Source organism: Thermus arciformis (assembly GCF_900102145.1).
In the GTDB taxonomy this organism is placed as follows: domain Bacteria; phylum Deinococcota; class Deinococci; order Deinococcales; family Thermaceae; genus Thermus; species Thermus arciformis.
Map to the genome: position 1 here is coordinate 1 of NZ_FNBC01000003.1, position 22,190 is coordinate 22,190.

21 protein-coding genes and 1 pseudogene are annotated in these 22,190 nt (G+C 67.7%); 16 read left to right on the forward strand and 6 right to left on the reverse strand.

The genetic code is table 11. The annotated features are described in order from the left end of the window. From BLP62_RS01720 to BLP62_RS01745, 6 genes and pseudogenes are all read left to right on the forward strand, one after another. A pseudogene (locus tag BLP62_RS01720) lies at positions 1-329 on the forward strand (IS982 family transposase); the annotation flags it as partial. Positions 330-367: 38 nt separating this feature from the next. Next, positions 368-1,117: a response regulator gene (locus BLP62_RS01725; RefSeq protein ID WP_093005244.1), complete on the forward strand. Its 750-nt coding sequence runs from the start codon at positions 368-370 to the stop codon at positions 1,115-1,117. Between the two features lie 3 nt (positions 1,118-1,120). Beyond that, positions 1,121-2,143, forward strand: a complete 1,023-nt coding sequence (locus tag BLP62_RS01730) for a lipid II:glycine glycyltransferase FemX (protein ID WP_093005246.1) — start codon at positions 1,121-1,123, stop codon at positions 2,141-2,143. 65 nt (positions 2,144-2,208) lie between these two features. Then, a complete protein-coding gene (locus BLP62_RS01735; protein WP_093005248.1) occupies positions 2,209-2,760 on the forward strand; it encodes a hypothetical protein in 552 nt (183 codons plus the stop codon). Beyond that, positions 2,757-3,614, forward strand: a complete 858-nt coding sequence (locus BLP62_RS01740; RefSeq protein ID WP_093005250.1) for an LptA/OstA family protein — start codon at positions 2,757-2,759, stop codon at positions 3,612-3,614. The genes BLP62_RS01735 and BLP62_RS01740 overlap by 4 nt, the downstream gene beginning before the upstream one ends. Further along, the gene (locus tag BLP62_RS01745; protein ID WP_093005252.1) at positions 3,615-4,544 is read left to right on the forward strand and encodes a hypothetical protein; all 930 of its coding nucleotides are present in this window, start codon (positions 3,615-3,617) and stop codon (positions 4,542-4,544) included. A gap of 24 nt (positions 4,545-4,568) precedes the next feature. On the opposite strand, the gene BLP62_RS01750 is transcribed toward BLP62_RS01745, so the two are convergent. Beyond that, positions 4,569-6,059 (reverse strand): ABC transporter ATP-binding protein, encoded by a 1,491-nt coding sequence (locus BLP62_RS01750; protein ID WP_093005254.1) that lies wholly within the window; start codon positions 6,057-6,059, stop codon positions 4,569-4,571. 58 nt (positions 6,060-6,117) lie between these two features. After that, positions 6,118-7,242 (reverse strand): BMP family lipoprotein, encoded by a 1,125-nt coding sequence (locus tag BLP62_RS01755; protein WP_093005256.1) that lies wholly within the window; start codon positions 7,240-7,242, stop codon positions 6,118-6,120. A gap of 60 nt (positions 7,243-7,302) precedes the next feature. Between BLP62_RS01755 and ligA the strand changes: the two genes are divergently transcribed. Then, positions 7,303-9,333 carry an NAD-dependent DNA ligase LigA gene (gene ligA / locus BLP62_RS01760; protein ID WP_093005258.1) on the forward strand — a complete coding sequence of 677 codons (2,031 nt, stop codon included), beginning with the start codon at positions 7,303-7,305 and terminating at the stop codon, positions 9,331-9,333. On the opposite strand, the gene thyX is transcribed toward ligA, so the two are convergent. Further along, a complete protein-coding gene (gene thyX, locus BLP62_RS01765) occupies positions 9,330-10,139 on the reverse strand; it encodes an FAD-dependent thymidylate synthase (RefSeq protein ID WP_093005260.1) in 810 nt (269 codons plus the stop codon). The genes ligA and thyX overlap by 4 nt on opposite strands. Positions 10,140-10,326: 187 nt before the next feature. Here thyX and trpB point away from each other — a divergent pair, with 187 nt between their 5' ends. Next, entirely contained in the window at positions 10,327-11,544 is a 1,218-nt protein-coding gene (gene trpB, locus BLP62_RS01770) for a tryptophan synthase subunit beta (RefSeq protein WP_093005262.1), read from the forward strand. Next, the gene (gene trpA / locus BLP62_RS01775; RefSeq protein WP_093005264.1) at positions 11,541-12,338 is read left to right on the forward strand and encodes a tryptophan synthase subunit alpha; all 798 of its coding nucleotides are present in this window, start codon (positions 11,541-11,543) and stop codon (positions 12,336-12,338) included. The genes trpB and trpA overlap by 4 nt, the downstream gene beginning before the upstream one ends. Before the next feature lie 61 nt (positions 12,339-12,399). Here the strand turns inward: trpA and mqnC are convergent, their stop codons facing one another. Further along, positions 12,400-13,533, reverse strand: a complete 1,134-nt coding sequence (gene mqnC, locus BLP62_RS01780; protein ID WP_176758118.1) for a cyclic dehypoxanthinyl futalosine synthase — start codon at positions 13,531-13,533, stop codon at positions 12,400-12,402. A 57-nt stretch (positions 13,534-13,590) separates the two neighbouring features. Between mqnC and BLP62_RS01785 the strand changes: the two genes are divergently transcribed. The 5 genes from BLP62_RS01785 to BLP62_RS01805 all read left to right on the forward strand — a co-directional run bounded on the left by BLP62_RS01785 (position 13,591) and on the right by BLP62_RS01805 (position 18,161). Next, positions 13,591-14,076: an adenosine diphosphatase gene (locus BLP62_RS01785; protein ID WP_093005266.1), complete on the forward strand. Its 486-nt coding sequence runs from the start codon at positions 13,591-13,593 to the stop codon at positions 14,074-14,076. Positions 14,077-14,097: 21 nt separating this feature from the next. Beyond that, entirely contained in the window at positions 14,098-14,562 is a 465-nt protein-coding gene (bcp, locus tag BLP62_RS01790; protein ID WP_176758119.1) for a thioredoxin-dependent thiol peroxidase, read from the forward strand. Further along, a complete protein-coding gene (gene rpiA, locus BLP62_RS01795) occupies positions 14,562-15,245 on the forward strand; it encodes a ribose-5-phosphate isomerase RpiA (RefSeq protein ID WP_008632746.1) in 684 nt (227 codons plus the stop codon). The genes bcp and rpiA overlap by 1 nt, the downstream gene beginning before the upstream one ends. Positions 15,246-15,335: 90 nt before the next feature. Continuing rightward, positions 15,336-17,192 (forward strand): methionine--tRNA ligase, encoded by a 1,857-nt coding sequence (metG, locus tag BLP62_RS01800; protein ID WP_093005270.1) that lies wholly within the window; start codon positions 15,336-15,338, stop codon positions 17,190-17,192. Positions 17,193-17,387: 195 nt separating this feature from the next. Beyond that, positions 17,388-18,161, forward strand: coding sequence for a hypothetical protein (locus BLP62_RS01805; RefSeq protein ID WP_241374118.1), 774 nt, complete (start codon positions 17,388-17,390; stop codon positions 18,159-18,161). A gap of 53 nt (positions 18,162-18,214) precedes the next feature. Here BLP62_RS01805 and BLP62_RS01810 read toward each other — a convergent pair whose 3' ends face one another. Further along, positions 18,215-19,531, reverse strand: coding sequence for a S41 family peptidase (locus tag BLP62_RS01810; RefSeq protein WP_093005460.1), 1,317 nt, complete (start codon positions 19,529-19,531; stop codon positions 18,215-18,217). A 76-nt stretch (positions 19,532-19,607) separates the two neighbouring features. Between BLP62_RS01810 and ftsE the strand changes: the two genes are divergently transcribed. Next, positions 19,608-20,336: a cell division ATP-binding protein FtsE gene (gene ftsE / locus BLP62_RS01815; RefSeq protein ID WP_093005274.1), complete on the forward strand. Its 729-nt coding sequence runs from the start codon at positions 19,608-19,610 to the stop codon at positions 20,334-20,336. Next, the gene (gene hpf / locus BLP62_RS01820) at positions 20,333-20,893 is read left to right on the forward strand and encodes a ribosome hibernation-promoting factor, HPF/YfiA family (RefSeq protein ID WP_093005276.1); all 561 of its coding nucleotides are present in this window, start codon (positions 20,333-20,335) and stop codon (positions 20,891-20,893) included. Before ftsE ends, hpf begins: the two co-directional genes overlap by 4 nt. Positions 20,894-20,944: 51 nt before the next feature. Here hpf and BLP62_RS01825 read toward each other — a convergent pair whose 3' ends face one another. Then, positions 20,945-22,189: a murein hydrolase activator EnvC family protein gene (locus BLP62_RS01825; protein ID WP_093005278.1), complete on the reverse strand. Its 1,245-nt coding sequence runs from the start codon at positions 22,187-22,189 to the stop codon at positions 20,945-20,947. Between the last annotated feature and the right edge of the window lies 1 nt (position 22,190).

The following is a 22,190-nucleotide window of genomic DNA, read 5'->3' on the forward strand; positions in this document are numbered from 1 at the left end:
CGCTTCTCCTCCTTCCCCTGGACCTTCCCGAGGGGGCGGAGCTCTACCTGGACCGGGGGTACGAGAGCCATCTGTACGAGGACCTCCTCCGGGAGGCCCAGGAGGTTGTTCCCATGGTCATCCGCAGGAGGAACAGCCGGCGGTATCTCCCTTGGATGCAGTACCTGGCCATCGTGGGGCGGAGGGTGGTGGAGACGGTGGGGAGCATGCTCCATCACCTCTTCCCCAGGCGCATCCACGCCGTGACCCAGGAGGGTTTCGTCATCAAAGTTCTCACCTTCGTCCTGGCCCATAACATCAGTCTCCTGACCCAGAAGATGGCTGGGTAGCAACTTGGGTTACCTTAGGCCTTGGCCCTTGCCGTAGCATGGGTTTCGTGGCGCGCCTTTTGGTGGTGGACGACGACCCCCAAATCCGCTACCTCCTGGAGGTGCTCCTTTCCGGCTCGGGCCACGAGGTGACCGTGGCGGACTCGGCCAGGGCCGCCCTGGAGCACCTGCGCAAGGAGACCCCTGACCTCATCCTTTTGGACATCATGATGCCCGATATGGACGGCCTCTCCCTCCTGGGGCGCATCCGCGCCGTTCGCCGCCTGAGCAAGGTCCCCGTCATCCTCTTCACCGGGGGAGGACGGGAGCTGGAAGGGGTGGGGAAGGCCTTGGGGGCGGACCTCTTCCTGGAAAAACCCGTGTCCGGGCGGCGGTTGAAGCAGGCGGTGGAAAGCCTTCTGGGCCGGGAGGGGTACCTTCTGCCCGGGGGGGAGCGGGTGGCCACCCTTCAGGAGGTGCGCTCCCGCCTCGCCCAGGCCCTCCCCAAGGAGGAGCGCTTCCGGGAGCTTTGGCGGAAGACGGCAGGCCGCCGGGCCCTTCTGCAAAACCTGGTGGCCAAGGGCTGGACCGAGGCGCTTTTGCGCCGCATCCTCCCCGGGCCGTACGACCTCTACGACCTTTTGGGCCACCTGGCCTACGGCTGGCCCCTGGTGCCCATCGCCGAGCGGGCGGCCCGGGCGAAGGACCCCCGCTTCGCCGGGTTCCTCGAGGCCTACCTGGAGCGCCAGGGCCTTCCCCTAGAAGGGGACGGCCTCCTGGAAGACCTCGCCCGGGCCCTGTACCCTTGAGGGGTGTGGGAGCTTCTGGAAGTCCACGAGTCCGAGGCCTGGAATGCCCTCGTGGCGGCCTTTCCCATCGCCAGCGCCCTGCAGTCCTGGGGCTGGGGAGAGGTGAAGCGCCTTTCCGGCTGGGTGCCCAAGCGCCTGGCCGTCTACCGGGAGGGCGAGCTCTTGGGGGCAGCCCAGGTTCTTCTCCGCCCCCTCCCCGGGGGGCTTGCCCTGGCCTACGCCCCTAGGGGGCCCGCCCTCCGCCACCTCCAAGACCTCCCCGCCGTGGCCCGGGCCCTGGCCCGGGGGCTAAAGGGCACCCACCTCCTTCTGGAACCCGAGGCAGGCCTTCCCGCCGAGCTGCCCCCTCCCACCTTCCCCGGCCTCTTTCCCGAAGAGCCGGTGCAGCCGGGCTTTTCCCTCTGGCTGGACCTCACCCAGGGGGAGGAGGCCCTCCTCAAGGGGATGAAGGAGATGCACCGCCGGAACGCCCGGCTCGCCCTCAAGCGGGTGGAGCTTTCCGTGGAGGGGGAGGAGGCTTTTCCCGAGTTCTTCCGCTTGTTTGAGGAGACCAACCGGCGGGCCAAGCTTCTGCAGCACTCCGAGGCCTACTACCGGGCGGTCCTCCGGGAGATGAACCAGCCCTTGGGGGAGGCCTTCCTCGCCCTGGCGCGGAAGGACGGGGAGGCCCTGGCGGCGGGCCTCTTCGTGGCCTTCGCCGGCAAGGTGGATTACCTCTACGGGGGAAGCAGCCGCAAGCACCCCGAGGCCAAGGCCCCCATGGGGATGCACCTGGCGGCCATCCGCCATGGCCTGGCCCGGGGGTACCGGGTCTATGACCTCTGGGGGGTGCCCCAGAACCCCGAGGGAAGCCACGCCGAGGGCATCTGGCGCTTTAAAGAGGGGTTTGGGGGGAGGAGGGTGCGTTTTCCCGCCTATGCCCTGCCCCTTTCGCCCCTTTACCGGCCCCTGAAGGCCCTCCTCCGGCTCAGGAAGACCTGGGTGAACCTGCGGGTGCGGGGAAACCCCAGGGACGTTCTGGGATGAGCGCTCGGGGGAAGGAGCTTAGGGGGGCATCATCTTTCTCAAGGCGGCTCGGATAAGGTGGGAACGTGGGGCGCTGGCTGATCTTCCTCCTCCTGGCCGTGGCCTTGGCCCTTTCCCTCCTCCGCCCTCCGGAAGCCCCCAGGCAAGAGGCCGGGGTGCGGCTTCAGGGGGTGTCCTTCGCCCTTTTCCCTGAGGAGGAGGGGGTGGAGTGGCGCTTCCTCGCGGAGGAGATGGTGGAGGAAGGGGGGGTCTTCCGCATCCGGGGGGGAATCTCCGGGGCCCGGTACGTGGGGGGCCGGCTGGACCTGCGCCTTTTCGCCCCGGAGGTGGTGGTGGAGCCCGGGGACAACCTCCGCCTCCCCTACGCCCGGGTGGAGATCCTCCAGGGCTGCTACCGCCTGGAGCTTTCCGCCCCGGGGAAGGGGGAGGTCCTCATCCGCCAGAAGGAGGGGTTCCAGGCCCCCTGGGTGCGGATAGAGGCTCCTAACCTTCGGGGGGAGGCCTTGGCCTTCCGCTCGGACTTCGCCCTGGAGAGGATGGAGGCGGAACAGCCCCGCTTTTCCTTCCCCGCTGGGGGAAGCTTTGGACCTTGCACCGTGGAAGGAGGACGCTCATGAGACGATGGGGATGGCTTGCGCTTTTAGGGCTGGCCTTGGCGGCGACCAACGTGCGGGTGATCCAGGTGGAGGGGGGGCGGCTTTCGGGGGATCTCCGCTACGGCCCCTGGACCTTTGAAGGGGGGGTCAAGGGCCGGGTCAAGGACCTCACCATTGAGGCCCCCCGGGCCACCCTCACCGCCCCCAAGGGCAAGACCATGCAGGAGGCGGAAGGGGAACGGGAGGCCCGGTTTGAGGGGGGCGTGGCGGTGCGGAGGGGTCGGGTGGAGGCCCGAGGGCCCACCCTGGTCTACCGGGAGAAAACGGGGGAGGGGGAGCTTTTGGGCCCCGCCCGCATGCGCCAGGAGCCCAAGCCCGGGGAGGACCCCGTGGAGGTGGAAGGGAGCCGCATGACCTTCCAGGTGGACACGGACACCTCCACCACGGAAAACGCCCTCCTCAAGAGCGGCAACCAGGAGGGGCGGGCGGGGTTCGTGTACTACGAGGAGGAGCGGGGCCTCGCCGTCTTCGCCGACCCCAAGGGGGTGGTCCTCACCCGGAAGCGCAAGGACGGGGACCTGAGGATCCTGGCCCCGGAGGTGCGGAGCCTCACCGGCCCCAAGAAGCTCATCGCCACCGGAGGGGTGCGCTTGGTGGACGGGGACCTGGTGACCACCGGGGAGAGCCTCTACTATGACGACACCACCGGGGAGGCCATCGTCTTGGGGAAGCCCGCGGTGAGCGAGAACAAGAAGGAGGGCTTCCGCCTTTCCGGGGCCACCCTCCTCCACAACGTGAACCGCCACCAGGTCCGGGTCTACGGAAAGGCCTTCCGCCTCCCCGTGGAGGACTTTAAGAAGCTCGGGGAGAAGTAGGTGCCCTGGCCTAGGCTCCCCCTCCTTTTCCTCCTCGGCCTGGCCCTCGCCCTGGCCCAGGAGGTCTACCGCCCGGAGGTGGAGCTCGTCCGCAAGGACAAGAAGGTGGTGGCCTGGGTCTCGGGGGAGGAGGGGAGCCTCTTCTACGCGGACTACGGGGACCTCCACGTGGGGGAGCTCGTGGCCCTCACCGGGGACCGGGCGGTGGTGGGGGAGCGGGCCTTTTTCCTGGACGCGGGGAGCGTCCTCGAGGAGGGCCTTTCCCCGGGGGACCGGGTGGAGGCCGCCTACAACAAGGACCTCCTCCGGGAGGGGCTTCCCTACCTGATGCGCCTTAGGCGGGCGGGGGAGGAAGGGGCGAAGACCTACCTCCGCCTCGTCCTCTACGACCCCAAGGGCGTGGAGGTGCGCCTGGGGGAGGAGGTGGAGGCCCGGGGGCCCTTGGCCCTGGTGGAGCGGGGGGGGAGGGAGGAGCTTCTCCTCTCCGGGGGCGAGGCCCGCTTTCTGGAGGAGGAAGGGCGTTTGGAGCTCCGCCCGGCTTTGGGGGAGGTCCTGTTGGTCCAGGGAGAGGTGGGGGTCAAGGGAAGCCGCCTCCGGTACCGCAACGACAGGGGGGAGGCCTTTTTGGAGGGGCCCCTCGAGGTGGAGCGCCGGGGGGAGAAGCCCCTTAGGGGCAAGGCGGGAGGCCTCCGCTACCTCCTGGACGAGGACGCCCTTTGGCTTATTGGGGGCGTGGAGCTCGTCCAGGGGGGGCGCACCACCCGGGCGGAGCGGGCGCTTCTTAGGGAAAAGGAGGGGTACGCTTACCTCTACGGGGGCGTGGAAAGCCGGGACGAAAAGGGTTTCGTCCGCGGGGAGCGGGTGCGCTACGCCTTGAAGACCGGGGAGGTCCTGGTCCTAGGCCAGGTGGCGGGGGAGTTTAAGGAGTAGCCCCCCATGCCGGCATGGGGGGCTTCAGGCGGTGACCCCGGCCATGAGGAGGCCGAGCCTTTCCTCCGTGGCCTCCTCCGGGGCGAGCTCCCCCACGATGCGCCCCCCGTGCATCACCAGGATGCGGTCGGAGAGGGCGAGGATCTCCGAGAGGTCGGCGGAGACGAGGAGGACAGCAAGCCCCTGGTCCCGGGCCTTGACGAGCTCCTTGTGGATGAACTCAATGGCCCCCACGTCCACGCCCCGGGTGGGCTGGGCGGCCACGAGAAGCCTTGGATTTCTCAGCACCTCCCTTCCCACCACGATCTTCTGCTGGTTCCCCCCGGAGAAGCGGCGGGCGGAGAGGGCGGTGGAGCGGGGGCGGACATCGTAAGCCTCCACGAGCCTTCTGGCGTGCTCCTCGGCCGCTTCGTCTTCCAGGAAGCCCAAAAACCCTCGGAAGGGAGGCCGGTGCTGGTCCCCGAGGACGGCGTTCTCCTTCACGGAGAAGTCCAGGACGAGGCCGCGGGCGAGCCGGTCCTCGGGCACGTGGCTTACCCCAAAGTCCCTGACCCCCCGGGCCGAGGGGGGAAGGGGCTTGCCCAGGAGGAGGGCCTTGCCCCTAAAGGGCCTAAGGCCGGTGAGGGCCTCCACGAGCTCGGTCTGGCCGTTTCCTTCCACCCCGGCGATGCCCACGATCTCCCCGGCCCGCACCTGGAAGCTCACCCCCTTGAGGCGGGGCGGGGCCTCGAGGCCCTCCACCTCCAAGACCGCCTCCCCTGGCCTCGCCGGCCCCTTCTCCACCCGCAAAACCACCTCCCGGCCCACCATCATCCGGGCGAGGGCTTCCAGGGAGGTTCCCTCGGCCCGCACTGTGCCCACCACCTTCCCGTCCCGGATCACCGTGATGCGGTCCGCCACCTGGAGGACCTCCTTCAGCTTGTGGCTGATGAAGATGGCGGCGTTCCCCCTCGCCACGTAGCCCCTCAGGAAGCGGAAAAGCTCCTCGGCCTCCTGGGGGGTGAGGACGGCGGTGGGCTCGTCCAGGATGAGGATTTTGGCCTCCCGGTAGAGGGCCTTGAGGATCTCCACCCGCTGCTGCAGGCCCACGGGGAGGTTCTCCACCTTCTCGTCCAGGGGCACTTCAAAGCCCAGCTCCTCCATGAGGCGGACCGCCCGCCTCCTGGCCGCCTCCAGGTCCAGGAAGAGGGGGCTTCCGGGCTCGAGGCCCAGGACCAGGTTCTCCAAGACGGTGAAGGGCTCCACCAGCATGAAGTGCTGGTGGACCATGCCGATGCCCGCCCTGATGGCGTCCTGGGGGCTTTTGGGCCGGTAGGGCTTCCCGTCCACCCACATCTCCCCGGCGTCCGGGGGCTGGAGGCCGTAGACGATCTTCATGAGGGTGGACTTGCCCGCGCCGTTTTCCCCCACCAGGGCCAAGACCTCGCCCCACTCCAGGTCCAGGCCGATGCGGTCGTTGGCCAGGACCAGGGGGAAGCGCTTGGTGATGTCCTTGAGGACCAGGGCCTTCGCCACGGGAGGAGTATACGAAAAAACCGGGGCCTTCTGGCCCCGGCCTTTAGGTCCCCGTCCCTTAGCGGGTTTCGGGCACCTTGATCTGGCCCTTGATGATCTGCTGCTTCAAGACCTCCAGCTTGCTCACCACGCCCGCGGGGATCAGGGCCTTGTTGTACTCGTCCAGGGCGTAGCCCACGCCGTTGTTGCTGAGGCCGAACTCCCGCACCCCGCCCTTGAAGGCCTTCTGCACCACGCTCTTGATCACCTCGTAGGTGGCCACGTCCACCCGCTTCATCATGGAGGTGAGGCCGTGGTTCAGGGTGCTGGGGTTGTTGTCGGTGTCGCCCAGGTAGTTCTGGTTGGCGTCCACGCCGATGAAGAAGAGGGGCGTAACCTTGGTGCCGTCGGTGCCGCAGGCCTTGGTGTAGTCGGCGTACTTGGGCACCTTGGCGTAGGGGTCGGCCTTGCGCACGAACTTGACGTTGCCCCCTTCCTTGAGGCACTTGGTCTGCTTCACGTAGTCAATGAGCCCCAGGCCCGAGCCGCCGGCGGCGGCGTAGATGATGTCCGCCCCCTGGCGCACCTGGGCCGCGGCGATCTCCTTGGCCTTGGCGGGATCGTTCCAGGCGGCGGGGGTGTTCCCCACGTAGCCCACCAGAACCTTGCCCTGGATCTTGTCCTCCTTGAAGGCGTACTCGGCCCCGGCGCGGAAGCCCGCCTCAAACTTGTGGATGAGGGGGATGTCCATGCCCCCGATGAAGCCCACCACGCCGGTCCGGCTCATCTTGCCGGCGATGTAGCCCACCAGGAAGCTCCCCTCCTGCTCGCGGAAGACGAGGCCCACGGCGTTGGGGAGCTTCCCTTCGCCGGGCACGGCGTCAATCACGGCGAACTTCACCTTGGGGAACTCCTTGGCCGTGGCGGTGATGGCGGGCTCGTTGGCGAAGCCCACCCCGATCACCAGGTCAAAGCCCTCCTCGGCGAAGGTGCGGATGCCCTGCCCCACCTGGGAGGGGTCTGCGGGCTCAAAGTCAAAGAGCTTCACCCCGAAGTCCTTGGCCGCCTTCTGGGCGCCTTCCCAGGCGGACTGGTTGAAGGAGCGGTCAAACTTGCCGCCAGCGTCAAAGGCGATCCCCACCCGCACCTGGGCCAGGCCGAGGCCCAGGGCCAACACCGCCATAAGCGCTACCGTTCGTTTCATGTTCACCTCCTGCGGCTACTCGCCGGGGCCTATTATACCGGGCTTGGGTAAACTCAAGGCATGACCCTCGAGGAAGCCCGCAAGCGGGTGAACGAGCTACGGGACCTCATCCGCTACCACAACTACCGCTACTACGTCCTGGCCGACCCGGAGATCTCCGACGCCGAGTACGACCGGCTTCTTAGGGAGCTCAAGGAGCTTGAGGAGCGCTTCCCCGAGCTCAAAAGCCCGGACTCCCCCACGGAGCAAGTGGGGGCGAGGCCCCTCGAGGCCACCTTCCGCCCCGTCCGCCACCCCACCCGCATGTACTCCCTGGACAACGCCTTCACCCTGGATGAGGTCAGGGCCTTTGAGGAGCGGATAGAGCGGGCCCTGGGCCGGAAGGGACCCTTCGCCTACACCGTGGAGCACAAGGTGGACGGCCTTTCCGTCAACCTCTACTACGAGGACGGGGTCCTGGTCTACGGGGCCACCCGGGGGGACGGGGAGGTGGGGGAGGAGGTGACCCAGAACCTCCTCACCATCCCCACCATCCCGAGGAGGCTCAAGGGGGTGCCGGAGCGCCTCGAGGTCCGGGGCGAGGTCTACATGCCCATAGCGGCCTTTCTCCGGCTCAACGAGGAGCTGGAGGAGCGGGGGGAGAAGATCTTCAAAAACCCCAGGAACGCCGCGGCGGGCTCCCTAAGGCAAAAAGACCCCCGCATCACCGCCAAGCGGGGCCTCAGGGCCACCTTCTACGCCCTGGGGCTCGGGCTGGAAGAGGTGGAGAGGGAGGGGGTGGCGACCCAGTTCGCCCTCCTCCACTGGCTCAAGGAGAAGGGCTTCCCCGTGGAGCACGGCTACGCGCGGGCCGTGGGGGCGGAAGGGGTGGAGGCGGTCTACCAGGACTGGCTGAAGAAGCGGCGGGAGCTTCCCTTTGAGGCGGACGGGGTGGTGGTGAAGCTGGACGATTTGCAACTTTGGCGGGAGCTCGGCTACACCGCCCGCGCCCCCCGCTTCGCCATCGCCTACAAGTTCCCCGCCGAGGAAAAGGAGACCCGGCTTTTGGACGTGGTCTTCCAGGTGGGGCGCACCGGGCGGGTGACCCCGGTGGGGGTCCTCGAGCCCGTCTTCCTAGAGGGCAGCGAGGTTTCCCGGGTCACCCTGCACAACGAAAGCTACATAGAGGAGCTGGACATCCGCATCGGGGACTGGGTTTTGGTGCACAAGGCGGGCGGGGTCATCCCCGAGGTCCTCCGGGTCCTCAAGGAGCGGCGTACGGGAAAGGAGCGGCCCGTGCGCTGGCCCGAGGCCTGCCCCGAGTGCGGCCACCGCCTCATCCAGGAGGGGAAGGTCCACCGCTGCCCCAACCCCTTGTGCCCCGCCAAGCGCTTTGAGGCCATCCGCCACTTCGCCTCCCGCAAGGCCATGGACATCCAGGGCCTGGGGGAGAAGCTCATTGAGAAGCTTTTGGAGAAGGGCCTGGTCAAGGACGTGGCCGACCTTTACCGCCTGAGGAAGGAAGACCTGGTGGGCCTGGAGCGCATGGGGGAAAAGAGCGCCCAAAACCTCCTCCGCCAGATAGAGGAGAGCAAGCACCGGGGTCTGGAGCGCCTCCTTTACGCCTTGGGTTTGCCTGGGGTGGGGGAGGTCTTGGCCCGGAACCTGGCGGCCAAGTTCCAGACCATGGACCGCCTCCTCGAGGCCAGCCTGGAGGAGCTCTTGGAGGTGGAGGAGGTGGGGGAGCTCACGGCGAGGGCCATCCTGGAAACCCTGAGGGACCCCGCCTTCCGCCACCTGGTGCGAAGGCTCAAGGAGGCGGGGGTGGAGATGGAGGCCAAGGAGAAGGGCGGGGAGGCCCTTAAAGGGCTCACCTTCGTGATCACCGGGGAGCTTTCCCGCCCCCGGGAGGAGGTGAAGGCCCTCCTCCGGCGCCTTGGGGCCAAGGTGACGGACTCCGTGAGCCGGAAGACGAGCTACCTCGTGGTGGGGGAGAACCCGGGAAGCAAGCTGGAAAAAGCCAAGGCCTTAGGGGTCCCCACCCTCACGGAGGAGGAGCTTTACCGGCTCATGGAGGCCCGCACGGGGAAGAAGGCGGAAGAACTCGTCTAAGGGACCTCCCCGGGCCCGAAGAGCTTCTCCAGGGCCTCCCTAAGGCGGCTTCCCTCGAGGCCCAAAGAGGCCAGGGCCTTCTCGTAGACCTCGGGGGTGAGGAGGCCCCTTAGGGCCCGAAGCTCCGTGCGGGAGAGAAGAGCCCCTCCTAAAAGGTGCTCCTCAAAGGCGGCCCAGGCCAAGGGGACCCTCTCCTTGACGATTTCGGCGATGGCCTGGGCGTACTGGCGGATCTCCCACTGGGCCTCGGGGGCGAGGCGGAGCTTGAGAAAGTGGAAGAGGTTGTGCAGGTCCTGCTTCCAGTAGAACTCGGTGTAGAGGTTGAGGGGAAGGACCATCCGGGCCATCTCCCGGGCCACGCCCTTCTCCAGAAGGGCCCGGTAGGCCCCGTAGGCCTCCTGCTCCACCCTCCTTAGGAGGGCCAAGGCCTCCTCGTCCAGGAGGGCCCCTTCCGAGGCCTGCTTGTTTCTTTTCGCCTGCTTGCGGAAGGCCTCGGGCTCGTAGAACTCCTCCTTAAGGATGGAGTAGCGTCCCGAGATCTCGTTGACGCTCGCCGTGCGGTGGCGGAACCACTGCCTGACCACGAAGATGGGGGCCTTGACGTGGAACTTGAAGACCACCATCTCAAAGGGGCTCGTGTGGCGGTGGCGCATGAGGTAGTCAATGAGGGCGGCGTCCTCCCGCACCGTCTTCGTCCCTTCCCCGTAGGACACCCGGGCCGCCTGCACGATGGCCCGGTCGTCCCCCATGGCGTCCACCAGGCGCACGAAGCCCTTGTCCAGAACGGGTATGGCCCTTGGCTCCATGTCCCCCAGTCTACTTGCCAGGGCCTCCTTCCCCGATTACCCTTAGGGCATGCGGGCCAGAACCCCCTTCGCCTGCAAGCAGCGCCACGGGCGCTACCGAGCCCGGCCCTAGGGGCTTGGCCTTAGCGGCTTCCGAGGCTTAGGATAGAAAGGCTTGCGGGCGCTTGGCGCCTTTTTTTGGAGGAGTATGCTCACCTTGCCCGACTTTCCCTTACCCAACGAGCGGGGCCGCTTTGGGCCCTACGGGGGGCGGTACGTGCCGGAGACCCTGATCCCGGCCTTGGAGGAGGTGGAGGCCGCCTACCGGGAGGCCAAGAAGGACCCCGCCTTTTTGGCGGAGCTGGAGCACTACCTGAGGAACTTCGCGGGGAGGCCCACCCCCCTTTACCACGCCAAGCGGCTTTCCGAGCACTGGGGCGGGGCCCAGGTCTACCTCAAGCGGGAGGACCTCCTCCACACCGGGGCCCACAAGATCAACAACACCCTGGGCCAGGCCCTCCTGGCGAGGCGCATGGGCAAAAGGCGGGTCGTCGCCGAGACGGGGGCGGGGCAGCACGGGGTGAGCGTGGCCACGGTGGCGGCCCTCTTCGGCATGGAGTGCGTGGTCTACATGGGGGAGGAGGACGTCAGGCGCCAGGCCTTAAACGTCTTCCGCATGAAGCTCCTCGGGGCCGAGGTGCGTCCCGTGGCCGCGGGGAGCCGCACCCTCAAGGACGCCACCAACGAGGCCATCCGCGACTGGATCACGAACGTGCGCACCACCTTCTACATCCTGGGCTCCGTGGTGGGCCCCCACCCCTACCCCATGATGGTCCGGGACTTCCAGAGCGTCATCGGGGAGGAGGTGAAGCGGCAAAGCCAGGAGCTTTTCGGCCGCTACCCCGACGCCCTCATCGCCGCGGTGGGGGGCGGGTCCAACGCCATCGGCCTCTTCGCCCCCTTCGCCTACCTTCCCGAGGAAAAGCGCCCCCGCCTCATCGGGGTGGAGGCCGCCGGGGAGGGGCTTTCCACGGGCAGGCACGCCGCGAGCATCGGGGCGGGGAAGCGGGGGGTGCTGCACGGGAGCTACATGTACCTCCTCTACGACCACGACGGCCAGATCACCCCGGCCCACTCCGTCTCCGCGGGGCTGGACTACCCCGGGGTGGGGCCGGAGCACAGCTACTACGCCGACACCGGCCTCGCCGAGTACGCCGGCGTCACGGACGAGGAGGCCCTCGAGGGCTTCAAGCTCCTGGCGCGGCTTGAGGGCATCATCCCCGCCTTGGAGTCCGCCCACGCCATCGCCCACGCCGCCAAGGTGGTGCCGGAGATGGACAAGGACCAGGTGGTGGTCATCAACCTCTCCGGCCGGGGGGACAAGGACGTGACCGAGGCCATGCGCCTTCTGGGGGGGGAGCTGTGACCACCCAGGAGGCCTTCGCCAAGGCCCGGTCCGAGGGAAGGGCTGCCCTCATCCCCTACCTCACCGCGGGCTTTCCCAGCCGGGAAGGCTTCTTGGAGGCGGTGAGGGAGGTCCTCCCCTACGCCGACCTTCTGGAGATCGGCCTGCCCTACTCCGACCCCCTGGGGGACGGCCCCGTGATCCAGCGGGCGAGCGAGGTGGCCCTGAGGAAGGGGATGAGCGTCCAGGGGACCCTGGAGCTCGTGCGGGAGGTGCGGGCCATGACAGAAAAGCCCCTCTTCCTCATGACCTACCTGAACCCCGTCCTGGCCTGGGGGCCGGAGCGCTTCTTCAGCTTCTTCAAGCAGGCGGGGGCCACGGGGGTGATCCTCCCCGACCTCCCCCCGGACGAGGACCCAGGCCTCGTGCGCCTCGCCCAAGAGATCGGCCTGGAGACGGTCTTCCTCCTCGCCCCCACCTCCACGGAGGCCCGCATCGCCACCGTGGTCCGCCACGCCACGGGCTTCGTCTACGCCGTCTCCGTCACCGGGGTCACGGGGGTGCGGGAAAGGCTTCCCGAGGAGGTGAAGGACCTGGTGCGGCGCATCAAGGCCAAGACCCCCCTCCCCGTGGCCGTGGGCTTCGGGGTTTCCAGCCGGGAGACGGCGGCCCAGGCGGCGGTGGCGGACGGGGTGGTGGTGGGAAGCGCCCTGATCCGGGCCCTGGAGGAGGGGAGGCCCCTTGCGCCCCTTCTCCAGGAGATCCGCCAGGGCCTCCAGCGCCTCGAGGCCAACCCCGGCCTGAGGGAAGGCTAATCTCGCTCTGAGAAAAACCGGGGCCCCCATGCTGGCTTGGGCCAGCATGGGGGAACCGCCCTTAGGCGAGGGGGAGTTCCAGGGGCTCGGGCTCCTTCAGGATGGCCTCGGGGTCTGGGTAGCGGAGGATGCGGTAAAGGGGGTCCCGCTCCGCCGGTTTAAACCCCGCGTCCACGATGTGGCGCACGATCTGGCGCACCGTGGCGTGGGTGCGCCCGTGCCCCCCCGCCGCCGAGACCACGTTCTCTTCCAGCATGGTGCTCCCGAAGTCGTCGGCCCCGTAGTAGAGGGCGGCTTGGGCCACCTTGAAGCCCAGGGTGGGCCAGGAGGCCTGGAAGTGGGCGAAGTTGTCCAGGGCGAGCCGGGCCACGCTCAAGGTCTTCAGGTACTCGTGGGCGGTGGCCCCCGGGGCTTTGCCCTTTAGCCGGGTGTGCTCCACCTGAAGGGTCCAAAGGGCGAAGGCGGCGAAGCCGTTCCCATAGCGCTCCAGGGCCTTGTCCTGCTGGGCCCTTAGGCCCAGGAGGTGGGCGGCGCGCTCCTTGGGGCCCTCCCCAAACCCGATGACCATGCTGGCCAGGGTGTAAAGCCCCAGAGCCTGGGCGGCGTCCACGATGCGGTACCAGTCGGCGGTCTTGATGCGGGCGGGGGCCGCCTTCAGGCGCACCTCGTCCACCAGGATCTCCGCCCCCGCCCCCGGCATCCCGTCCAGGCCCGCCTCCTTGAGCTTTTCCAGGATGGCCTCCGCCTTAAGCCCGGTGAGGCGTTCCAGGCCTAGGATCTCCTCGGGGCTGAAGGCGTCTATGCGGAGGTCGGGGAAGCGGTCCTTGAGGTAGCGGAGGAGGTCCAGGTACCAATCTAGGGGAAGCTCGGGGTTCACCCCGCCCTGCATGAGGATCCGCTTTCCCCCCACCTGGTAGAGCTCCTCCACTTTCCTCGCGATCTCCTCGTAGCTCAGGGTGTAGGCGTCCTTCTGCCTCTTGGTGCGGTAAAAGGCGCAGAAGGCGCAGGCCACGGTGCAGACGTTGGTGTAGTTGATGTTCCGGTCAATGAGGAAGGTCACCACCTCGGGGTCGGTCTTCTTAAGCCGCACCTCGTGAGCGGCGGCGGCGAGCTCGGGCAAGGGGAGGCTGAAGAGGCTTAGAACCTCCGCTTCGGAAAGCCGCTCCCCGGCCACGGCCTTCTCCAGGACGTCCATGGCCTTTATCCTACACCCGTTTTCCCGTGTTAAGGTGGCCTTCGGTAAAATCGGGGCATGGAACTCAAGCTTATTCCCATTGAGAAGCCCGAGAACCTCAACGTCATCCTGGGCCAGGCCCACTTCATCAAGACGGTGGAGGACCTGCACGAGGCCCTGGTGACCGCCGTGCCCGGGATCCGGTTCGGCCTCGCCTTCTCCGAGGCGAGCGGCAAGCGCCTCATCCGCCGCTCGGGGACGGACGAGGCCCTGGTGGAGCTCGCCGTGAAGAACCTCTTGAACCTGGCCTCGGGCCACGCCTTCCTCATCGTCTTGGGGGAGGGCTTTTACCCCATCAACGTCCTCCACGCCGTGAAGGCCTGCCCCGAGGTGGTCCGGATCTTCGCCGCCACCGCCAACCCCCTCAAGGTGGTGGTGGCCGAGGAGGGGGAGCAGAGGGCCATCCTCGGGGTCATGGACGGCTTCACGCCCCTCGGCGTGGAGGACGAGGCCGAGGTGGCCTGGCGCAAGGACCTGCTTCGCCGCTTCGGCTACAAGCTATAGCCAAGGGGTATAATCCCCTCCATGGAAGGCACCCTGGCCCCGGATTTCGCCCTCCCCGACCAGGAGGGCAAGGTCCACCGCCTCTCCGACTACCGGGGGCGGTGGGTGGTCCTCTACTTCTACCCCAAGGACGACACCCCGGGTTGCACCAAGGAGGCCTGCGGCTTCCGGGACCACATGGGAAGCCTCGAGGCCCTGGACGCGGCGGTCCTCGGGGTCTCGGCGGACGACGTGGAAAGCCACAGGCGCTTCGCCGAGAAGTACGGCCTGAACTTCCCCCTCCTCGCCGACCCCGAGCGGAAGGCCATCCTGGCCTACGGGGCCTGGGGGAAGAAGAACCTCTACGGCAAAGAGGTGGAGGGGGTGCTCCGCCAGACCTTCCTCATAGACCCCGAGGGGCGCATCGCCAAGGTCTGGCGCAAGGTCTCCCCCGAGGGGCACGCCCTCGAGGTGGCCGAGGCCCTGAAGGCGCTCAGGGGGGCCTGATGGAGCGCCCCTTGGAGAGCTACAAGAAGGAGGCGGCCCACGCCGCCATCGCCTACGTGCAGGACGGGATGGTGGTGGGCCTGGGCACGGGCTCCACGGCCCGCTACGCCGTCCTCGAGCTCGCCCGGCGCCTTAGGGAGGGGGAGCTGAAGGGCGTGGTGGGGGTGCCCACCTCGAGGGCCACCGAGGAGCTCGCCAAGCGGGAGGGGATCCCCCTCGTGGACCTTCCCCCTGAGGGGGTGGACCTGGCCATAGACGGGGCGGACGAGATCGCCCCGGGCCTTGCCCTCATCAAGGGCATGGGCGGGGCCCTCCTCCGGGAGAAGATCGTGGAGCGCGTGGCCAAGGAGTTCATCGTCATCGCCGACCACACCAAGAAGGTGCCCGTCCTCGGCCGGGGCCCGGTGCCGGTGGAGATCGTCCCCTTCGGCTACCGGGCGACCCTCAAGGCCATCGCCGACCTCGGGGGGGAGCCCGAGCTCCGCATGGACGGGGACGAGTTCTACTTCACCGACGGCGGCCACCTCATCGCCGACTGCCGCTTCGGCCCCATCGGGGACCCCTTGGGCTTGCACCGGGCCCTCTTGGAGATCCCCGGGGTGGTGGAGACGGGGCTCTTCGTGGGGATGGCCACCCGGGCCCTGGTGGCGGGGCCTTTTGGGGTGGAGGAGCTTCTGCCGTAGAATGGAGGCCGTGAAGGGCATGCCCCGGTCCTAGGGCGGGGAGGCTTCCCCGCCCGGGGCGCGTGCCCCGGTTTTTTTTAGGGAGGGCGCATGGAAAAGGTCTTCTACGTGACCACCCCCATCTACTACGTGAACGCCGAGCCGCACCTGGGCCACGCCTACACCACGGTGGTGGCGGACTTTCTGGCCCGGTGGCACCGCCTGGACGGCTACCGCACCTTCTTCCTCACCGGAACCGACGAGCACGGGGAAACCGTGTACCGGGCGGCCCAGGCGGCGGGAGAGGACCCCAAGGCCTTCGTGGACCGGGTCTCCGAGCGCTTCAAGAGGGCCTGGGACCTCCTCGGTGTCGCCTACGACGACTTCATCCGCACCACGGAGGAAAGGCACAAGAAGGTGGTGCAGCTCGTCCTAAAGAAGGTCTACGAGGCCGGGGACATCTACTACGGGGAGTACGAGGGGCTTTACTGCGTAAGTTGCGAGCGCTTCTACACGGAAAAGGAGCTCGTGGAAGGGCTTTGCCCCATCCACGGGCGTCCCGTGGAAAGGCGTCGGGAGGGGAACTACTTCTTCCGCATGGAGAAGTACCGAGCATGGCTTGTGGATTACCTCCGGGAAAATCCCGACCTCATCCGCCCCGAGGGCTACCGGAACGAGGTTCTGGCCATGCTCGCCGAGCCCATCGGGGACCTCTCCATCTCCAGGCCCAAGTCCCGCGTCCCCTGGGGCATCCCCCTCCCTTGGGACCAGGACCACGTGACCTACGTCTGGTTTGACGCCCTCCTCAACTATGTCTCCGCCCTGGGCTACCCCGAGGGGGAGGCCTACCGGACCTTCTGGCCCCACGCCTGGCACCTCATCGGCAAGGACATCCTGAAGCCCCACGCGGTCTTCTGGCCCACCATGCTGAAGGCGGCGGGGATCCCCATGTACCGCCACCTGAACGTGGGGGGGTTTTTGCTGGGGCCGGACGGGCGGAAGATGTCCAAGACCCTGGGGAACGTGGTGGACCCCTTCGCCCTCCTGGAAAAGTACGGCCGGGACGCGGTGCGCTACTACCTCCTCCGGGAGATCCCCTACGGCCAGGACACCCCGGTGAGCGAGGAGGCCCTAAGGACCCGGTACGAGGCCGACCTCGCCGATGACCTGGGCAACCTGGTGCAAAGGACCCGGGCCATGCTCTTCCGCTTCGCCGAGGGGCGCATCCCCGAGCCCGTGGCGGGGGAGGAGCTTGCGGAGGGCACGGGGCTTGCCGAACGGCTTAGGCCCCTGGTGCGGGAGCTGAAGTTTCACATGGCCCTCGAGGAAGCCATGGCCTACGTCAAGGCCCTAAACCGCTACATCAACGAGAAAAAGCCCTGGGAGCTTTACCGGAAGGACCCCGAGGCCGCCCGGGCTGCCCTCTACCGGGTGGTGGAGGGGCTTAGGATCGCCTCCACCCTCCTCACCCCGGCCATGCCCGACAAGATGGCCGAACTCCGGCGGGCCCTGGGGCTTAAGGAGGAGGTGAGCCTGGAGGAGGCGGAGCGCTGGGGCCTGGCCGAGCCCCGCCCCATCCCCGAGGAGGCCCCCGTCCTCTTCCCCAAAAAGGAGGCCAAGGTGGAGGCCAAGCCCAAGGAAGAGGCCTGGATCGGCATAGAGGACTTCGCCAAGGTGGAGCTTCGCGTGGCGGAGGTTTTGGCGGCGGAGAAGCATCCGAACGCCGACCGGCTTTTGGTCCTCAGGCTCTCCCTGGGGGGCGAGGAGCGCACCGTGGTCTCGGGGATCGCCAAGTGGTACCGGCCCGAGGAGCTCGTGGGCAAGAAGGTGGTCCTGGTGGCGAACCTCAAGCCCACCAAGCTCCGGGGCATTGAGAGCCAGGGGATGATCCTCGCCGCCCAGGAGGGGGAGGCCCTGGCCCTGGTGACCGTGGAGGGGGAGGTGTCGCCCGGGGCGGTGGTCCGGTAGTCCTTCTTTAAGGAGGGGTTAATCTAACCCTCATCTTTCTGCTTGCGGCCTGCTGGTATATTTGGGATGGATGGGAACTAGATTCCCTTCCCATCCTAGGAAGGAGGCTATATGCGTGGTTTAAGCGGCTTTCTCGCTCTGCTTTCCCTTGCACTGGCCCAGACGGTAAGCTTGCCTAAGCCGGAAGGTCCCGTGGTGGAGGTGGTCGCGTCCAATGTGAACGCCACCTTTAAGATCCAGGGCTGCGCTCGGGACCAGGAAGGGAAGGTGGTCTGCGCTGTTCAGATTCAGAGCAATGCCCGCACCAACCAGCAGTTGACCGTGCTCCACCAATCTGTTCGGGCCATCTCCGCCCGTGGGTTCAGCTACCCGGGCTACCTGAGCGTGGAGGGGGGCCAGGTGGAGGCTTCCCGGAGCGTGTTCGCCCTGCCCGCGGGGAACCAGGCTAGTGGCAAGCTGATTTTCCCTCAGGTGCCTCGAGAAGAGACCTTCTTCGCCGCCATCTACATGGGCGGCTTGGAGTTCCGGGGCATCCCCGTGGGCCAGGCGGCGGTCCCCTCCCCGGCCCCTGCGCAAGCTCCTTCCCAGGCCCAGGCCGCTCAGGAGGCGGAGCCCTGGAAGCGGTTCGCGGTAGGCCCTTTCACGTTTGAGCTGGTTGGCGAGCCTTACTTCGAATGTTGCTATAAGGTCACTTTGATTTACAACGTGGTTTCCAGCCAGGACGCGAGGCTCCAGATGCGCTTCAATAACACCCGCACCATCCTGGAAGGGGGGTTCCAAAGAACCGGAGGTGAATTTGCAGTTAGCGGCGGCCTGTCGGACTTCCTCGCGGGTATTCCCCTAAGGGTATATGTCCATCTTTACGTTCCCGACGTGAATGCCAGCAAGGTCCTCTACACGGAGTTTGAGGTCTTTGACGGCAAGGGCTGGCAGAAGATCGTCTTCCGCAACATGCCCTTCAAGAGGTAGCCGTTAAGCCAAGAGGGGGCCAGGCAGGTGCCTGGCCCCCTTCGCCTTTGGGCTTACCGAAGCTCCTCCAGGGCCCGCTTCAGGATGGCGTCGTTCTCCAGGTCCAGGAGCGCCTGGCCCCGCTCCTCGGGCAGGGGGCGCTGGCGCTGGGGTTCGGCGTAGCTGAACTTGCCCTCGGCGTCCGCCTTCACCTTGACGGTCTTGCCGTTCAGGGTCAGGGTGACCTCCGCCCCCGGCGGGGCCCCCGCTCCTTGCAGGGAGAAGGGGGTGGGGAAGCGGGTGTCCTTGACCTCTATGTCGGGCTTCAGGCCTTCCTTGTTGATGGCCCGGCGTTTGGGGGTGAGCCACTCAAAGGTGACCAGGGTGAGCTCGCCGCCGTTCGCCAGGGTGTAAGGGGTCTGGCCCACGCCCTTGCCGAAGGTCTTCTCCCCGATGATCTTGGCCCGGCCGTAGTCCTGAAGGGCCCCGGCCACGATCTCGCTGGCCGAGGCGGAGTTGCCGTTCACCAGGACCACCATAGGCCCGTCCCAGAGGGGCCGGCCCGAGGCCTCGCACCAGACCCGGGTGAGGTTCTTGGTGCGGGTGTAGACGATGGGGCCCTCCTTGAGGAAGGCGCTGGCCACGGCGCACCCCTGGTCCAGGAGGCCCCCGCCGTTGTCCCTGAGGTCAAAGATGAGCTTCTTCACCCCCTGGGCCTTGAGGTTCTCTATGGCCTTTTTCAGCTGGTCCTCCACCTTGAAGTTGGCGAAGGTCTCTAGGGCCACGTAGCCCACGTCCCCGATCCTGCCCGTGGAGACGGAGATGATCTCCACCTTCTCCCGCACGAGTTCAAAGACCAGGGGGGCGGGCACGCCTTCCCGGCGGACCTTGAGGGTGACCTTGGTCCCCTCCCGTCCCCGGATCCGGGCCACCACTTCCTGGAGGGGGAGCTTGGTCACGTCCTCCCCGTCCACCTCGAGGATCACGTCCCCGGCCCTAAGGCCCGCCCGCTGGGCGGGAAGCCCCTTCATGACCCCCTCAATCCTGGCCCCCGTGCCGTCGGGGTTGGCGGGGGTTAAGGTGGCCCCGATGCCGAAGAACTCGCCCCGGAGGTCCTCCTGGCGCAGGCTCGCCCGCTGGGGCGGGGAGTAGCTGGTGAAGGGGTCCTCGAGGGCCTGGACCATCCCCCCGATGGCCCCTTCCAGGAGCTTGTTCAGTTTTTCCCGGGGAAGGGACTCCAGGTAGTCCTGCTGGATCCTCTGGTAGACCTCCAGGAGGGCCTGGCCGTTCGGGTTTTGCAGGAAGCTTTCCGCCTGAGGGCGGGGGAGCTGGGCGTAGACCAAGGCCAGAAGCACCCCAAGCCCCGCGATGACCCATGCGCTTCGCTTCATCTTCTCCCTCACTCGCCTTCACTATAGCGCCTCTCCATGAGAAGAAAGGGTGGCCCACTCCCCATATAGTGGGGGCATGATCGCCTTTCACCGGGTGAGCCTGGAGTACCCCCGCACCGGGACCAAGGCGCTTTACAACGTGAGCCTCGAGGTCAAAAAAGGAGAGTTTGTCTTCGTGGTGGGCCACTCGGGGGCGGGGAAGTCCACCCTCCTCGCCCTGGTCCACAGGCGGCTTATTCCCACCCAGGGAGCGGTCTACTTCGCCGGGCAGAACCTGAAGGCCCTCCGGGGCGACCAGGTGGCCTACCACCGCCGCCGCATCGGCATGGTCTTCCAGGACCACCGGCTCCTTGCCGACATGACCGTGGAGGAGAACCTGGCCTTCGTCCTCCAGGTGCAGGGAGTGCCGCGGAAGGAGTGGCCCGAGCGCATCGCTACCGCTCTCCGCCGGGTGGGGCTTGCCCACAAGAAGCGGGCCTTCCCCGAGGAGCTTTCCGTGGGGGAGGCCCAGCGGGTGGCCCTGGCCCGCGCCCTCCTTCTGGACCCCCCCGTGATCCTCGCCGACGAGCCCACGGGCAACCTGGACCCGGAAAACGCCCTCCAGGTCCTGGACATCCTCAAGGCGGCCCACCAGCGGGGGGCCACGGTGGTGGTGGCCACCCACAGCCGCGAGCTCCTGGAGGCCTACCCCGCCCGGGTCGTGGCCCTGAAGGCGGGCCAGGTGGTGCGGGACGAGCGTCCCGGGGAGGGTGGTAGCATAAGGGTAAGGGAAGGCCCTGACCGGGGCGGAAAGGAGGGCGCATGAACATCTACAAGCTCATCGGCCGCAACCTGGAGATCACCGACGCCATCCGGGAGTACGTGGAGAAGAAGCTCTCCCGCCTGGACCGCTACCAGAACGGCGAACTCATGGCCAAGGTGGTCCTCTCCCTGGCGGGGAGCCCTCACGTGGAGAGGAAGGCCAAGGCCGAGGTGCAGGTGGACCTCCCCGGGGGGCTCGTGCGGGTGGAGGAGGAGGACCAGGACCTCTACGCCGCCATTGACCGGATGGTGGACCGCCTCGAGGCCCAGCTCAAGCGCTTCAAGGAGCGCCGCTACGTGGGCAAGCGCCACACCTACCAGGGCCCCCCGCCCCCCGAGGTGCGGGACCTCGAGGCCCTGCGCAAGCCCGAGGAGGAGGAAGGCCCCAGGATCGTGCGGGTGAAGCGCTTTGAGATGAAGCCCATGGACCCCGAGGAGGCCGCCTTCCAGATGGAGGCCTTGGGGCACGACTTCTTCGTCTTCAGGAACGCCCAGACCGACGAGATCAACGTCATCTACCGCCGCAAAGACGGCAACTACGGCCTCATTGAGCCCGCTTAGCCCCGCCTTCTGCCGGGGCCCCCATGCTGGCTTGGGCCAGCATGGGGCGGGTCAGTAGTAGGCCGCGGGGTCCACGAAGCGGGTCTCCTCGCCCACCCGCACGGCCACCCGGAACTCCAGCTCGTCCGGGGGGATGAGGAGGCCCCCGCCGGTGTAGCCCAGCACCTGGCCCTGGCGCACCCTTTGGCCCTCCTGCACCAGGGGCTCCTGGAGGTTGGTGTAGACGGTGGAGAGGGCTTCCGTGTGCACCAGCATCACCGTGTAGCCCAGGTTGGGCAGGTAGAGGATGCCCGCCACGTACCCGTCCGCCGCCGCCTGCACCGGGCTTCCGGGCGCGGGGCCCTGGAGGACCTGGAAAGGCCCCTCCTGCCCGTAGGGGACTAGGACCCGCCCCCCGGGCACGGGGAAGGCCAGGCGGCCCACGGCGGCGGGGAGGGGGGGCGGGGGCACCACCACCTGGGGGGGCGGAGCCTGGGCGCTTTGGCGGCGCCTCTGCTCCTCCTGGCGCCTCCTTTCCTCCTCCTGGAGGGCCAAAAGCCGCCTCCGCTCCTCCAGGACCTTGGCCTGGAGCTCGGCCAGGGCCCTCTGCAGGCGCCCCCGCTCGGCGAGGGCGTCCCGGAGGAGGGCCTTTTTCCCTTCCTCCTCCTGGCGGAGGCTCTTCAGGGTGGCCTCGAGGCTTTTCCGCTCGGATTCCAGCTGCCTTTGGTTCTCCGCCAGGGCGGCTTCCTTGGCGGTGAGGTCGGCGAGGAGGAGGGCGAGGCGCTCCCGCTCTTCCTTGAGGGCCTTGAGGGTGGCCTGGAAGCGGCGCACCAGCTCGGCGTCCTGCCGGGAGATGTAGCCCACCCAGCGGGCCCGCACCCCCAAATCCGTGAAGGACTGGGCGCGAAGCAGGGGCAGGTAGCGGCCGGAGCGCTCCCGGTACAGGCTTCGCATGAGGGCCTTGAGCCTCCCCTTCAGGGCGGCCAGGTCGTCCTCCAGCTTGGCGATGCGGGCTTCCGTTTCCCGGATGGACTCCTTGAGCCCGGCGATCTCCCGGCGCAGGGCCTGCCTTTCCCCTTCCAGGCGGCGGATCGCCGCCTCGAGGCGGGCCTTTTCCGCGAGGAGGTTTTGCACCCTTTGGGAGAGGCGGGCAAGCTCCTGGTTAAGCCGCCGGATCTGGGCCTGGGCCTTCTCCTCCAGGGCGCGGGCCCGGGCGGCCTCGGCCTCCAGGGACCGCACCTTCTCCTTCTGGGTGGCCACGTCCTGCCCCAAGGCGAGGAGGGCGAGGAGGAGGCCAAGCCAAACCCCAAGCCGCACC